Annotated in this window: 10 protein-coding genes and 2 pseudogenes; 6 read left to right on the top strand and 6 right to left on the bottom strand. The window is 59.5% G+C overall.

Annotated features, from left to right (window positions below; translation table 11 throughout):
- Positions 1-31: 31 nt before the first annotated feature.
- The 5 genes from L6639_RS35975 to tcuA form a co-directional block, all read right to left on the bottom strand.
- Positions 32-865 carry an ABC transporter ATP-binding protein gene (locus L6639_RS35975; RefSeq protein ID WP_128929688.1) on the bottom strand — a complete coding sequence of 278 codons (834 nt, stop codon included), beginning with the start codon at positions 863-865 and terminating at the stop codon, positions 32-34.
- Entirely contained in the window at positions 855-1,622 is a 768-nt protein-coding gene (locus tag L6639_RS35970; protein ID WP_128929689.1) for an ABC transporter permease, read from the bottom strand. The genes L6639_RS35975 and L6639_RS35970 overlap by 11 nt, the downstream gene beginning before the upstream one ends.
- A gap of 71 nt (positions 1,623-1,693) precedes the next feature.
- The gene (locus L6639_RS35965; RefSeq protein WP_128955089.1) at positions 1,694-2,563 is read right to left on the bottom strand and encodes an ABC transporter permease; all 870 of its coding nucleotides are present in this window, start codon (positions 2,561-2,563) and stop codon (positions 1,694-1,696) included.
- Positions 2,564-2,573: 10 nt separating this feature from the next.
- On the bottom strand, positions 2,574-3,569 hold the full coding sequence (locus tag L6639_RS35960; RefSeq protein WP_206733163.1) for an ABC transporter substrate-binding protein: 996 nt from the start codon (positions 3,567-3,569) through the stop codon (positions 2,574-2,576).
- Between the two features lie 54 nt (positions 3,570-3,623).
- The gene (gene tcuA / locus L6639_RS35955; protein WP_128929691.1) at positions 3,624-5,132 is read right to left on the bottom strand and encodes an FAD-dependent tricarballylate dehydrogenase TcuA; all 1,509 of its coding nucleotides are present in this window, start codon (positions 5,130-5,132) and stop codon (positions 3,624-3,626) included.
- A 130-nt stretch (positions 5,133-5,262) separates the two neighbouring features.
- On the opposite strand from tcuA, the gene L6639_RS35950 reads away from it, so the two are divergent.
- The 5 genes and pseudogenes from L6639_RS35950 to L6639_RS35930 all read left to right on the top strand — a co-directional run.
- On the top strand, positions 5,263-6,012 hold the full coding sequence (locus L6639_RS35950) for an electron transfer flavoprotein subunit beta/FixA family protein (RefSeq protein WP_128929692.1): 750 nt from the start codon (positions 5,263-5,265) through the stop codon (positions 6,010-6,012).
- Positions 6,012-6,950 carry an electron transfer flavoprotein subunit alpha/FixB family protein gene (locus tag L6639_RS35945; protein WP_128955090.1) on the top strand — a complete coding sequence of 313 codons (939 nt, stop codon included), beginning with the start codon at positions 6,012-6,014 and terminating at the stop codon, positions 6,948-6,950. Before L6639_RS35950 ends, L6639_RS35945 begins: the two co-directional genes overlap by 1 nt.
- Positions 6,951-7,246: 296 nt before the next feature.
- The gene (locus tag L6639_RS35940) at positions 7,247-8,107 is read left to right on the top strand and encodes a tyrosine-type recombinase/integrase (RefSeq protein WP_128929693.1); all 861 of its coding nucleotides are present in this window, start codon (positions 7,247-7,249) and stop codon (positions 8,105-8,107) included.
- A 9-nt stretch (positions 8,108-8,116) separates the two neighbouring features.
- Positions 8,117-9,295 (top strand): IS91 family transposase, encoded by a 1,179-nt coding sequence (locus L6639_RS35935; RefSeq protein WP_128955091.1) that lies wholly within the window; start codon positions 8,117-8,119, stop codon positions 9,293-9,295.
- Positions 9,296-9,669: 374 nt separating this feature from the next.
- Positions 9,670-10,682, top strand: a pseudogene (locus L6639_RS35930) (IS701 family transposase); the annotation flags it as partial.
- A gap of 50 nt (positions 10,683-10,732) precedes the next feature.
- On the opposite strand, the gene L6639_RS35925 reads toward L6639_RS35930, so the two are convergent.
- Positions 10,733-10,969 (bottom strand): response regulator transcription factor, encoded by a 237-nt coding sequence (locus L6639_RS35925; protein ID WP_128929695.1) that lies wholly within the window; start codon positions 10,967-10,969, stop codon positions 10,733-10,735.
- A gap of 2,008 nt (positions 10,970-12,977) precedes the next feature.
- Between L6639_RS35925 and L6639_RS35915 the strand changes: the two are divergent.
- Positions 12,978-14,092, top strand: a pseudogene (locus tag L6639_RS35915) (IS630 family transposase).
- Positions 14,093-14,433 lie beyond the last annotated feature (341 nt).

Here is a 14,433-nt window from a genome sequence, read left to right as displayed (position 1 = left end):
GCGGTAATCTGGGCTATTGATTCACAGCGCTCTATGAGCGGCCAGCAAACGTCTGGCGTTCGCGCTTCATCGCCTTGTCGACTTCCGCCGACAGAAGAGCCGTAACCTCGTCTTCGTATCGCCGGACCTGCGGGTCCCTTAAGTCCCGAGGGTGGGGTAGCTTGATCGCCACGTCCGCAATTATTCGCGAGGGCCGTGAGCTCAGAATAAGCACTCGATCGGCAAGCTGAACGGCCTCTGATACACTATGAGTTATCATCACGATAGTTCGATTGGCCTCGACCCAGAGGTTTTGTAGATCCTGGATCATGTAGTTCTTTGTTTGCACGTCGAGTGCGCCGAACGGCTCATCGAGTAGCAGCACCTCCGGATCGTAACTAAGTGCCCGAGCGATGGCGACGCGCTGTTTCATGCCGCCCGACAGAGACGATGGATAGGCATTCTCGAACCCCGAAAGGCCTGTCAGACGAAGCCACTTCCTCGCCCGCTCCTCAGCTTCCTGCCGTGGCACACCTTTGATGTCCAGGCCCAGCGTCGCATTACGCAACACCGTAAGCCAGGGGAACAGCACGAACTCCTGAAAGACCACGCCACGGTCGGGTCCTGGCCCCACCACGAGTTCGTTGTTGATTAGCAGTTCCCCCTGGCTTGCCTTCTCGAATCCAGCGATCAGGTACAGAAACGTCGACTTGCCGCAACCGCTTGGACCGATGATAGCCACGAATTCCCGTTCGTTGATCGTGCAAGAAATGTCCTCCATCGCCAGCACGTTTCCGAAATACTTCTGGACATTCTTGGCGACAATCTTGGGCTTGGTACCGGCACCGTCGCGCAGCGGGAGTATTTTTGCCGTTTCAACGCTCATTGAGTACTCCCCATTTCTCGATGGTAGCAGCTTCGATCTTGCCAACCAGAACGTTCTCAAGAAGATAGCCGAGCGCCGCAATCATCATCACGCCACCATAGATGACGCCAATGTTCATGTATTCGGAGGCGTCATAGATCATGAAACCCAGGCCATAGCTGCTGGCGGCCAGCATCTCGGCGGCGATCAGAGCGCGCCAGGCGTAACCTGTACCGAGCCGTGTGCCGGTGATCAGGCAAGGAAAAATGCCGGGAATAATGACGCGCCAAAATACCTGCCGTCGGCTCGCGCCCATCGACCAAGCCACCCAAAGCATTTTGACGTTCAGCATTTCGATGCCGCTCGCGACGATGTATATCATTTCGAAAACCGCTGCGAGAAATACGACTAGGATGGTCGTGCGGTTATCGATACCCATGACCAACAGCAGGACGGGGGTCCATGCTAGCGTCGGCACAGGCATCAAGATGCTAATGATTGGCTGAAACACCAGCCGCGCCCGCTGACTCATGCCAAGTCCAACCCCGAGCAGGGTACCTATGATTACCGCAAGTGATAATCCCGAGAGCAAGCGCAGCATGCTGTCTGCCACGTGCCACAGAATTGCATATGGCGGGTTTCCGTTTGGGCCGGATTGCACCCAAAGCTTGTTGAGGATCGCGGACGGCGCCGGAAACAAGAAGCCGTTTATCAACCCTAACCGCGAGCACACCTCCCAAGCCACCAGCGGCACCAGGATCAGCGCGATACGAGCCATCGGTATCGCGAGACCGGACGAGGCTGGGGACCGAGTATATCGCTGCAGACGGATGCCGGATGTGTCCACGCTCATCGATGGCTACCCACTTTTCCGTTACCGTGCCAGCGGTGAATGGTAAGTGCTTCGAGCGAGCCAAACACGCCACGTTCGATAAGGAGACCGATCAGGGCCAGGCATACGATGCCGACGAACATCGTGGATACGTCCATATAGGAACGCGCCGCGAATATCATGAATCCGAGGCCATGGGTCAACGCAGCTAGCATTTCGGCCGCGACCAGCGTGCGCCACGAATGCGCCATTCCAAGCTTCAGCCCCGAGATCAGCGCCGGCAGCGCACCGGGTAACAGCACACGCCGAAAGATATCAAACCGGCTTGCGCCCATGCTGCGCACGACCCACAAGGAGTGTCGGCCGATTGCGCGCACGCCCTGGATAGTACTGTACAGAATCGGAAAGAAGGCACCGAGGAAACAGACAGCAATGATCGTGATATCGCCTTGACCGAAAATGACCAGGAAGATCGGAGCCCAGGCAACTGCCGGTAGCGGCAGTAACAGGCTCAGGAGTGGGGAAGCAATCAGATAGGCCGTCCTGTTGAGGCCCAGGAAGAGGCCCATTGGGATGGCCAGCACGCATGCCAGAGCGAACGAACTCAGCGCACGCCACAAACTAACGACAATATGCGTCAGCAATATGCTCTTGGCGGGATCGGCTGGATCAAGCAGCACCCACGCGCGCCGCGCGATATTTGATGGCGAAGGCAGGATCGTCGCATTGATCCAGCCGAGACGTACCGTTGTCTCCCATATTAACAGGAAGACGATGATTGGCAGCGCGAACAAGAATGCCGATGCCGCCCCGCGGTACAAGATGCTACGCAGCCTCTGCTCGTCGGCAACACCCGCGAACGGCGCCGACGGCGTCGCGTTAGACATGATGGAGCCCTTAGTTGGTAGATGACGCGAGTTTCGCCGCTTCCTCATAGAATTGATTGCGCACGAGGCTCTTGAAGTCCGGAATGTTGGGAATCTTTCCGGCCGCCTTCATAGACTCGGCAACCGGCATGAGCTCGTCGGTCATCGCGTCGGTCAGCTTTGGATCGACGTTGATCCGCGTCAAGGCAAGCTCCAGCGCCTTTGGATCGATGTCCACGCCCTGCTTGCTGATATCGGCTGCAACCTTGCTGGCGGCATCGTCCGGTTGCGTCTTCATGTACGTGCCGGCATCGATCAACGTGGCAAGATATCGCGCCACGGCCTCGGGATGCTCATCAGCAAACTTGCGGCGCACCAGCACAAGGTTCGGCGATTCACTTACGCCCTTCATCGACTGAATACGCTTTACCACGCCCATCGTCTCGCCAATCGCAACATGCGGCTCCCATGCCACTGCAGCGTCGACAACACCTTGCTGCACGGCGGCTCGCAGGTCCTCAACCTTCATATTGACGATCTGGAAGTCGCCTTCCTTCATCCCGTTCTTGTCTAAAAAGACACGGAAAGTGCTGAAAGAGCCGGATCCGGCAACCGCGCCGATCTTCCTTCCTTTGAGTTCAGCCACCGCTTTGACAGATGAATGGTTCGCGACAATTACGCCGTAGCGATCGCCCCCATACTGATCGGCGGCAATAATGTAGAACAGATTGGGCTGCATCGCAGCCATAGTGATTAGTCGACCTGAGCCTCCGTTGCCGATATCGATTTGCCCGGCGACAAACGCCTTGAGTATTTCGCTTCCAGAGCTATAGCTCCCGATGTCAACCTTAAGGTTGTACTTTGCGCCCCAATCCTTGGTGCGATAAACGTCGTCGGTTGGAACGGCTTGCAGACCTATCTTTATTGTCAGCGCATCTTTGGACGTGGCGTGCGCTGGAATCAGCATCACGCAGGATGCCACAACAAATGCTACACGACGCAACTTGTTTTGGATTGAGCGAGCCATTTTTGTGCCTCCCTGTCGGCAGTTTATGATGCAGTTTGTTCTGCAACTTATTGATCAGGCCGCTGAACGGCTCTTGCTTGCAGCGACTGCCGCAGCAGCGCTCTCACCTGCGATCTTCCCGAATACAGCGCCTGAAGTGAGCCCCGTGCCACCTGGATAGTTATGATAGAACAGCCCCCCGACCAGCTCTCCAGCTGCGAACAAGCCGGGAATCGGAAGGCCGGCTGTATCCTGCACCTGACCGCTCTGGTCAATCTTGAGTCCACCGAATGTGAAGGTGACACCGCACGTGACGGCATAAGCCTCGAATGGTCCTGTATCAATCGTGTTGGCCCAATGGGACTTGCGCGGCGAACTCTCCGCGGAGCGGCCATCTTTCGCATTCGGGTTGAAGGGAACGTCCTGCCGCACCGATGCGTTAAATTCAGCGACGGTCTTGAGAAAGGCGTTGCGATCAACGCCTTCGAGTTGGTCGGCGAGACCCTCCAGGGTATCCGACGTAATCTTGGTGATTTGCCGGATCCTGTATTCGTCGCGCAAAAGGTGATGCACCTTAGCATCGAATACCTGCCAAGCGAACTGGCCGGGTTGCGCTAGGATTTCGCGACCATACTTGGCATAGGTATAATTGCGAAAATCGGCTCCCTCATCAAGGAAGCGTTGGCCTCGGGAATTGACCATGATGCCGAATGGGTAGCTGTGCTTCTGGTAGGCATCCCCTACTGCGAGATCGCCGAACGCCGGAGCATTTTGGTCCCAGCCGACGGCATGTGCTCCGGACCAATGTCCACATGGCATTGCACCAATCGCAAGCGCCATTTGGATTCCAGCGCCGGTATTGAAGCGTGTGCCACGAACTTTCGCCAGGTCCCAGTTTGGTCCGAGATACCGCGCGCGCATTTCCGTATTAGACTCGAAGCCTCCGCACGCCAGGATGACAGCATTTGAATGCAGATCGCGCTCCTTGCCTTGATGCCGGACGCGAACTCCAACGACCCCGCTATTGTCATTGATCAAACTGACCGCGGCAGTTTCGTAAAGAAACTGGATACCCTTCCCTTCCGCGGACTCTAGCAGCATGTCCACGAGACCGGGACCACCACCCCACACTTCCACACTGAGCCCACCCCAGAATTGGAACCGTCCGTTCACTTTGTAGGCTTGCCGCCCATGACTAGTTTGAAACCTAACGCCTTGCTCTCGCATCCACCGAAGCGTCGGCAAGCTGCGCTTGACTAAAATCTCGCATAAGTCAGGATCGGTCCTGAATTGCGTCACGCGAAACATGTCATCGAAAAATTGGTCCTCGGTGTAAGTGCCGAAATCAGTATTGGCTAACGTATCGGGATTGATGTCCGGCACTACGCTTAGCACGTCCTCCACACCATTGAAGACGTATCGCATGGCGCCCGCCGTATAGGTCGAGTTCCCTCCCCGCTCGTCCCGAGGCGCCGCCTCAAGCATGAGGACAGTCGCGCCATTATTGCTGGCGGATATGGCCGCACAAGCGGCAGCATTTCCTGCCCCTACCACGATGACGTCAGCGTCGAATTCACGAGGCATAATACGAGTTCTTTCCTGGCGGGGTCTTGGGCTCGCAGATTCCGCCTTCCCTGCTTCCTGGAATATGGTAGTAGCATGAGATACTATCCTTCAACAGATGTCAACTGCTGCAATTGTTGAGGAAACCCTGATGAAGGTCTTAGTGCCGGTAAAGCGGGTGGTCGATTACAATGTCAAGGTCCGCGTCAAGGGCGATGGATCGGGCGTTGAACTCGCCAACGTCAAGATGTCGATGAACCCCTTCGACGAAATCGCGGTTGAGGAAGCGCTGCGCCTGAAGGAAGCCGGCAAGGCGGCCGAAGTCGTGGTGGTCTCCATTGGACCGGCGCAGGCGTCGGAGACGATCCGCACCGGTCTTGCCATGGGCGCCGATCGCGGCATCCTGGTGAAGGCCGAAGGCACCGTCGAGCCGCTCGCCGTCGCCAAGATCCTCAAGAAGGTTGCAGAAGAAGAGCAGCCCGGCCTGATCATTCTCGGCAAGCAGGCGATCGACGACGACAGCAATCAGACCGGCCAGATGCTGGCTGCGCTGCTGGGCTGGTCGCAGGCGACGTTTGCCTCGAAGCTCGAGGTCGAAGGCTCCGACTTCAAGGTCACCCGTGAAGTCGACGGCGGCCTGCAGACCGTCAAGCTCAAGGGACCGGCGATCGTCACCACCGATCTGCGTCTCAACGAGCCGCGCTATGCCTCGCTGCCCAACATCATGAAGGCCAAGAAGAAGCCGATCGCGGAGAAGACCGTTGCCGATTACGGTGTCGACGTCACTGCGCGCCTCGAAGTTTTGAAGACGGCTGAGCCCGCGGGCCGCAAGGCCGGCGTCAAGGTGAAGGACGTCGCCGAGCTGGTGTCGAAGCTCAAGAACGAAGCCGGGGTGCTCTGATGACTGCGTTGTTGATTGCTGAACACGAACAGGAGGTCCTCAAGGACTCCACCAACAAGGCGCTGACCGCGGCGTCCCAGCTCGGCGGCGACGTCCACGTGCTGGTCGCTGGCGGCGGGCAGGGCACCAAGGCTGCGGCCGAGGTCGCCGCGAAGCTCGCTGGTGTTGCCAAGGTGCTGGTCGCCGAAGGCGAGGCCTACGCGCACGATCTGGCCGAGCCGCTGGCCGCGCTGATCGTTTCGCTGGCCCCGTCCTACGATGCGATCGTCGCGCCCGCGACCTCGCGCTTCAAGAACGTGATGCCGCGCGTCGCGGCGCTGCTCGACGTCATGCAGGTCTCGGAGATCACCAAGGTGGTCGCGCCCGACACCTATGAGCGTCCGATCTATGCCGGCAACGCCATCCAGACGGTGAAGTCGAAGGACGCCAAGAAGGTCATCACGGTCCGCACCTCGACCTTTGCGGCGGCAGCTGCCGGTGGCAACGCGCCGGTCGAAAGCGTCGCTGCCGCGGCCGATCCCGGCCTGTCGACCTTTGTCGGTGAGGAAGTTGCCAAGAGCGACCGTCCCGAGCTGACCTCGGCCAAGATCATCGTCTCTGGTGGCCGGGCCATGCAGAGCCGCGAGAACTTCGCCAAATACATCGAGCCGCTCGCCGACAAGCTGGGCGCCGGCGTCGGTGCCTCGCGTGCGGCGGTGGACGCCGGCTATGCGCCGAACGACTGGCAGGTCGGCCAGACCGGCAAGGTCGTGGCCCCCGAGCTCTATGTCGCCGTCGGCATTTCCGGTGCGATCCAGCATCTGGCCGGCATGAAGGACTCCAAGGTGATCGTCGCGATCAACAAGGACGAGGACGCGCCGATCTTCCAGGTGGCCGATTACGGCCTGGTCGCCGACCTCTACCAGGCGGTTCCGGAGCTGACCGACGCGCTCTCATAACCCCGCTCCACAAGCTTGGTGAGGCGACCGAGAAACGCCTGCAAGTTAAAGTCTGCTGGTGTCTCAGAACAGCCAAACGCCATCCGCGACCACCTCAAAGGCCTCTCGCTCCTGCGCAGGCCACTGTTATATCGACGGCGCCTAGCACTACTTTGGCAGATTGTTGATTTTGCCGCGTTTTATAGGATTGAACGAAGCCGCTGGCGCGGCATGTAGGGAGGCATAGCAAGGATTGCCTCCTGTCTGAGAGGATTGCGGGTTTTCGAAGCCCAACCCTTCAGACAGGAGGTTTTCCGATGGCTGAGATCAGCCCACTTCGCCGCCGCATGATCGAGGACATGACGGTCCGCAATCTGTCACCGGCGACGCAGCAATCCTACCTCAACGCCGTAGCGAAGTTGAGCCGGTATTTCGGTCGCTCTCCCGACCGCCTTGACCTGGAGGATATCCGTGCCTTCCAGGTTCATCTGGTGGCGACGGGGATGTCCTGGCCGGCGCTGAACCAGATCGTGTGCGCGCTGCGGTTCTTCTACGGTGTGACGCTTGGTCATGACACCGTTCCGGAGCGCATCGCCTATGCGCGCCAACCGCGCAAACTTCCGGTCGTGCTGAGCGCCGACGAGGTCGTGCGCTTCCTGGAAGCAGTCCCGAGCCTGAAGAGCCGTACCGCGCTGACCACGGTCTATGCCGCCGGACTACGCGTATCGGAACTGGTCCTCTTGAAGGTTGTCGACATCGACAGCCAACGGATGCTGATCCGGGTCGAGCACGGGAAGGGCGGCAAGGACCGTTACGTTATGCTCTCGCCGCAGCTTTTGAGGATTCTGCGGACGTATTGGCGGCTCACTCGGCCAAAGCGATGGTTGTTTCCCGGCCGCGACGACGAGCGTCCGCTCGTCCCGAACGTGCTGCACGCCGCCTGCCGTTCAGCTTGTGCGGCGGCCGGCTTGAGCAAGTCGGTGACGGTGCACACGTTGCGGCACACATTCGCGACCCATCTCCTGGAGAGCGGGGCCGACGTGCGCATCATCCAGGTGCTGCTCGGCCATGCCAGCCTGGCCAGCACGGCGCGCTATACCCAGGTCGCCACCAAGACCATCAGCAATACGCCAAGTCCGCTGGACCGGCTCCACCTGGAGGTCGTGCCGCCCGGCTGAGCGGGCGCCATGGCTCCGGTTCTGGAAGTGGCGGATATCTTCCGCCGCCACGGCGAAGTGTTTCGACAAGCCCGTGCCGAGCATCTGGGCCGCGTCGAGCGGCGCGTCATGGGCGCGATCACGGCATGCCGGACGGCTGTGCTCGGCGGCCACGTCGAGCAGTGCGATGACTGCGGCGCCACACGCATTGCCTACAACTCCTGCCGCAATCGGCATTGCCCGAAGTGCCAGGGCGCGGCGCGCGCGCAATGGCTCGCCGAACGGCAAGCTGAACTCCTTCCCGTACCGTATTTCCACGTCGTCTTCACCATGCCGGCCCTCGCCGGAGGGATCGCCTTCCAGAACAAGGCCGTCGTCTATGCCATCCTGTTCCGCTGCGCAGCCGAAACGCTCACCACCATCGCAGCCGACCCCAAGCATCTCGGCGCTCAGCTCGGCGTGACTGCCGTCCTCCATACCTGGGGCCAGACCCTGCAACACCATCCGCATATCCACTGCGTCGTGCCGGGCGGTGGACCCTCGCTCGACGGCACACGCTGGGTCGCTTGCCGGCCCGGCTTCTTCCTGCCAGTGCGCGTCCTCTCCCGGCTGTTCCGCCGCCTGTTTCTGCAAGAGCTGCAAGCTGCCTACGCGGCTGGCCAGCTGAGCTTCTTTGGCGCTCTCGCCCATCTCACCGATCCCGCTGCATTCGCCGCGCGCCTTAATCAACTTCGACGGACCGACTGGGTCGTCTATGCCAAGCCACCATTTGGCGGGCCCGAACAGGTGCTGGCTTATCTCGGCCGCTATACGCACCGCGTCGCCATCGCCAACAGTCGGCTGATCTCGCTTGCCGACGGCAAGGTGAGCTTTCCCTGGAAGGACTATCGGCAGAATCGTAAAGCCAAAGTGATGACGCTTGATGCCGATGAGTTCATTCGGCGCTTTCTGCTACACACCCTGCCGGACGGCTTCCATCGCATCCGCCACTATGGCTTCCTCGCCAATGGCGGACGCAACGATAAAATCGCTCTCTGCCGTCAACTCCTTGCTGTCCGCAACGCGCCGACTGATCAAGAAGCCGGCGACGATCCCCTCACCACATGTCAGATCCCCGTCTGCCCGCATTGCGGCGGCACCATGCGCCGCGTCGATGTCGTCCCGCGAGCCCGTGCCCACGACCATCCGTTTCGTTGTGATACGTCATGACCAGCGCCTGCACCATCCACCTCTTCTGTGATCACCTTCGCGGTGGCAACGTCCGAAGTCGCCGTGGCCGCACTCGTCTCCGAACACCCGGCCAATCGTTCGGCCACGCATCCCAGCGCAGCAAATCGCTCGCTGGATCGCGCCCTTGGCCCGATCAATCCGGCCGCTCACATCCGATGAACGTCTCGCCGACGCCCGGCGACCACAGGCGCGCCTTCCCCGCAGCCGCACCCGCTGCACTATTCCCATAGCGCCCACAACTCCGCAGCTTCGTTCAATCCGGCTTCTATGAGGTCGCACCCACGACCGAGCGCGCGGCTCGCGCCTGCCACGCGACCTCACAGAACCCTCAAGATTCCCGAATCAATTTTTCAATGATTCATGGGTGGTCGGCTCTTGGAGGGCTGACCATGCCAGGATGGGAAGACGAACTCGAACGCTGGTTGATGCCGTTCTTGGACCGGCTGGGTCATAAGACCCGGCAGCGGATGTGTCCTCTGTATGTTGCGGGATTGATCGGTCCCGGCGATCGTAAGAGCGTTCAGCCGATGGCGGAACGCCTTGCCACCAGCACCTACGACCAGTTGCACCATTTCATTGCGGACGGTGTCTGGGACGCGACGCCGCTGGGGACAGAGTTGCTCAACCAGGCGGATCGACTTGTCGGCGGCAGGGCTGCGGTGCTGGTTATTGATGACACCTCACTTCCCAAGAAGGGTGAGCGCTCGGTCGGTGTTGGGGCTCAATACGCCTCGGCACTCGGTAAAACGGCAAATTGCCAGACACTGGTGTCTTTGACGCTTGCGAGCGGCGAAGTGCCCGTGATGGTCGCGTTACGTCTCTTTCTGCCTGACAGTTGGACAAGCGACGTATCTCGTTTGAAGCGCGCTCGCGTGCCAGTCGAACATCGAACGCCACGGTCCAAGCCGGAGATTGCTTTGGCCGAGATTGACCGCGCGATAGCAGCCAACGTGCGCTTTGGATATGTGCTGGCGGTGCAGGATACGGTCTCAGCGTACCGTTTCGACTAGGGCTAACAGAGCGCGGGCTGGTCTGGGCTGTCGGAATCCCTCGGCACCTGAAAGTGTACCCGGTCGATGTGAAGCTCATTTGGCCGATTACCAAAGCCCGCGGGAAACCACGAAAGCACCACGTGCCTGATATCTTGTCGATTGGCGCAGAACAAATGCTGGCCAGCGCCAAATGGAAAGCCGTGAGCTGGCGCAGCGGGACCAAAGGTCGGCTGACAGCCCGCTTTGCTGCTCTCCGTGTCCGCACCGCCGACGGCCCTCCTCAGCGGATTTGGGATAAGGGTCAGCAGCATCTCCCGGGCGACGAAGCTTGGCTCATTGGCGAGCAACGTGCCTCAGGGGATCGGAGGAGGTTCACATTCCCGGGACTTGAGGACGTCGCAAAAGCTCGACGTCGCGCTAGTCCTTATCCTCGTCGCGTTTCCTGCGACGGATCTGGGATCAGCTTGAGGCGTATCGCCTTGATGATACCCTGGACGCGGGTCCTCGTAGCAAGCTTTCGCAGGGCGTTCTTATGATAATTGACCGTATTCTCGCTGATCTTCAGTTCCCTCCCAATTGCCCAAGACGATCTCCCTTCTGCCGCGAACTGCAGGCATTGTTTTTCGCGCTCGGATAGCTTTATTGACGTATCGTGGCTCATGTTTGAGGCGCTCCGTATCAAGATCAGATCGCAATGCCGAGACAGCAAGCCCCATGCCAATGGGGGGTTGAGAAAATCAGGCGGGAGGAAATGATTGAGAAAGGGCGGACGATCGATTTGCGTCCCCTTAGCGGTCGAAGCATTACGACATAGGTCGGAAGCTCAACGTCCCCTTTGCAGCATCGGCTACAATGATCGATATCGATCAAGAAGAGCGCGGCCTAGAACGGGACCGTTTTGCTCTCTTCTTCTGCGGCGACAGCGCGGTGTGTAACTGAACAGTGTCCGCTGCGTTCACGAGGATATGAAAGCTCCCTACCACGATACGTGCTGGAAGATGCGTCGCACCATCATGAGCAAGTCGCGAACTCGGATCGTCTCGAGGCTGACCAGAGCTAAGACTGCTGAGTCGATTAGGATTACCGGTTGCCGAATGGATGCGCCTTTTTGACTTTCTGCCACCCAGATCCACCATCCTGTCATCCGCCGCGATCGGCTCGCGGCGGAAATACGCCATGCTTGGGTCATAGGGCATATGGTGCAGCTGCATAAGGCCGGATGCTTATAGTAGGGGTAGACGTTCGCGCCCGTGGTCCACAGCACGATCCTGGCGTCGACCCGGTCCGCAAGCTCACAAACCTGCCAAAGCGCGATTGCGCCGCCTCCTGGTCCGGCTTAAGTTGCGGAAGCCGTGGAAATACCAGGAAGATTTGCTCTATTGGCTTGGCCCTGGACTTGCAATTCAGAGAAGTAGCAGGATTCTCCACCGTCTTGAGCTCGAGGTTGATGAAGGTGTCGGTTCGACGTTCGGCGAGCTCCCGTCGTGAAGTTCGACCTCGACAGCAGCGCCGCTTAGTTGGTGTAGGAAGGTCAGTGGGTTTCCTTCATCGCGTTGGCATAGACGCCGCTGAATGTCCTCCGGCGTTATGGCATGAAAGGCGCGACGTTCTCCTCACGAACTCCGAATCCGAGTAGTCGTGGATTGCCTAAAATCGCTGGTGCAGCTTTGAGTCCGGCTCGGACAGGTTGGTGCGGTCCTCGGCAAGCGCAGGTCCTTCCTTTCCGTGTAACCGGACAGGCAGACGTCGGCGATCAGTGCGGTCAGGATCTGTAAGGGTGCTTGCGCAGCCAGCGAAGCGACAGGAGCGTTGAGCAAGCGGGCGATCCTGCTTCTGGCTCTGCTCGCATCATTATCAATGCGGAAGGGGGTTGCCGAAACCTCGAAGGTGTCTAGTGCATGCGCCCTATTGCATTGTCGTATATCCTGGCAAAGAAACCGAACCGCTTCGGCCATGGGAGGGCCGCGGGCTATCGGCCAAAGTGCGGTACCGCTGACCTCGCCCTGTCCCTTGACGGCAGCGTGAGTAAGCGCCAGCACAATGCATATGCTCCCATCGGCATTCCCATTGTTAAAACGGAAAGCAACTTCGGTTGGTCATGTGAAGCGTACGATACAATTTTTGCTGAGCTAACTCAGAGCGCAGCTGGCTTCTAAGAGCGTCTTGCGCCATTCGTCGCAGATCAAAGCATGATCGAGATCTCACATGATATCAAACGCTGGTTGCTGGTCCTGGTTTCCAAATTGCTTTACATCTCCCGCCATGTCGACGAGTTCAGAATGTTGCGCTTCAAATCTCGCAGATCAAGCGCGTCTCATTGCGACGAGAAGCCAAAAAGCCGGAAGGTCTAGTGGCTCTGCACAGTGATTTTGACGTGTTGCGCGTCCGGCGGTCAGATTAGCTCCGGCAGGCTCTTGGGATCAACGAGGACCTCGATGCCGCGGGGTATCCTTGGCTGCCGTCTGATTAGGCCAGCTCGTTCCAGAGTCAGCACCATCTGGTGAACCGAAGGCGGGCTGACGCGAAAATACTCTTGCATGTCGGTTTCCGCCGGGGCCCTGCGGTGCAGCCGCGTATAGAGGTGGATGAAGGCAAGGTATTGCCCCTGTTTGGGCGTGAAGGTTTTTGCCGAAGGACTCACGCCGGCCATCCGATTCAGTTGTACGTGCGTGCCTCGATCAAGGAAACTCAGCCAAGTCGAGCGCACCGAACTCAAGACCCTGCTCAGCGGCGGCAAGCATGCGTCCCGCAAGCTCAAGCGAGCGCAGATTTTGCTGGCTGCCGATGCCGGGGTCGGCGACGAGGAGATCGCCAGAAGTGTCGGCGTGGGCGGCTCGACCGTGTACCGGACTAAGCGACGCTTCGTGGAACGCAATCTGGAGCGGGCGCTGAGCGAAGAGCCGCGTCCCGGGGCGGAGCGCAAACTCACGGGCAAGGAAGAAGCCTTGCTGGTGGCCACCGCCTGTGCCGGTCCGCCGGAGGGCCGTGCCCGCTGGACGCTCAAGCTGCTGGCAGGTGCGCTGGTCAAGCTCACCGAGCACAAGAGCCTGTCGCACGAGACGGTTCGGCGGCGCCTGGTCGAAAATGACCTCAAACCCTGGCGCAAGGACATGTGGTGCATTCCGCAGATCGATGGCGAATACGTCGCCCGCATGGAGGACGTGCTGGATCTTTACGCCAAGCCGTCCAATCCCGAGCGGCCGGTGGTGTGCTTCGATGAAAGCCCGGTGCAGCTCATCGGCGAGGCGCGCTAGCCAATCCCGGCCGAGCCCGGGCGGCTCAAACGTTACGATTACGAGTATCGTCGCAACGGTACGGTCAGTCTCTTCGTCCTGCTTGACGTGCATCGTCCCTGGCGCAAGGTCAAAGTCACCGAGCGGCGCGCGGCAGAAGACTACGCCCAATGCATGCGCGAGCTCGTCGACATCCATTATCCGACGCCGAGACCATCCGGGTCGTCCAGGACAATCTATCGACTCATTCTGCCGGCGCCCTCTATCAGGCGTTCCCGCCTGCCGAAGCCCGACGGATCTTGCGGCGGCTCGAGTTCCACTACACCCCCAAACGCGCAAGCTGGCTCAACATGGTCGAGATCGAGATCGGCGTCTTGCGGGGACAGTGCCTCGATCGCAGGATCGATGACCCCAAGCGGCTGCGCCGCGAAATCGCCATTTGGGAACGCCAGAGGAATGCCGCACGCTCCCGCATCAAATGGATGTTCACGACAGACAGGGCCCGCGCCAAAATGGGCCGCGCCTATCCCGACACTTCCAAAGAGTCATAATAATTGTGCAGAGACACTAGTACGGCCAGCACACTATCTGGCAAACGGGGACGAACTCGCAAAAGTTCCGCAGCTGACCGCCACCCATTGCGCGCGCAGTCAAACCGGCTGGCCGCCGCAGATTCCGAGTGCGTACGTCAGATCGTGGACGGCATGCTGCGAGAGGCCAAACCCGACAATAACACGATCTACAGCCTGGCTGGCAAGGAGATAACCACAGCGCGATCTGCCGAGCTGGCGACTAAGCCTAACGCATTCAAGCGTGGAGCACGGAATGGCGGCGACGATAGAGCACGTCGCCACCTTCATGCGCCGAGGACTCGGCCCTACGTTGCAAACAA

The organism is Bradyrhizobium zhengyangense (genome assembly GCF_022012555.1).
Taxonomy (GTDB): domain Bacteria; phylum Pseudomonadota; class Alphaproteobacteria; order Rhizobiales; family Xanthobacteraceae; genus Bradyrhizobium; species Bradyrhizobium zhengyangense.
The sequence above is the reverse complement of the archived record's forward strand: the minus strand, read 5'-3'. Positions and strand labels throughout refer to the sequence as shown.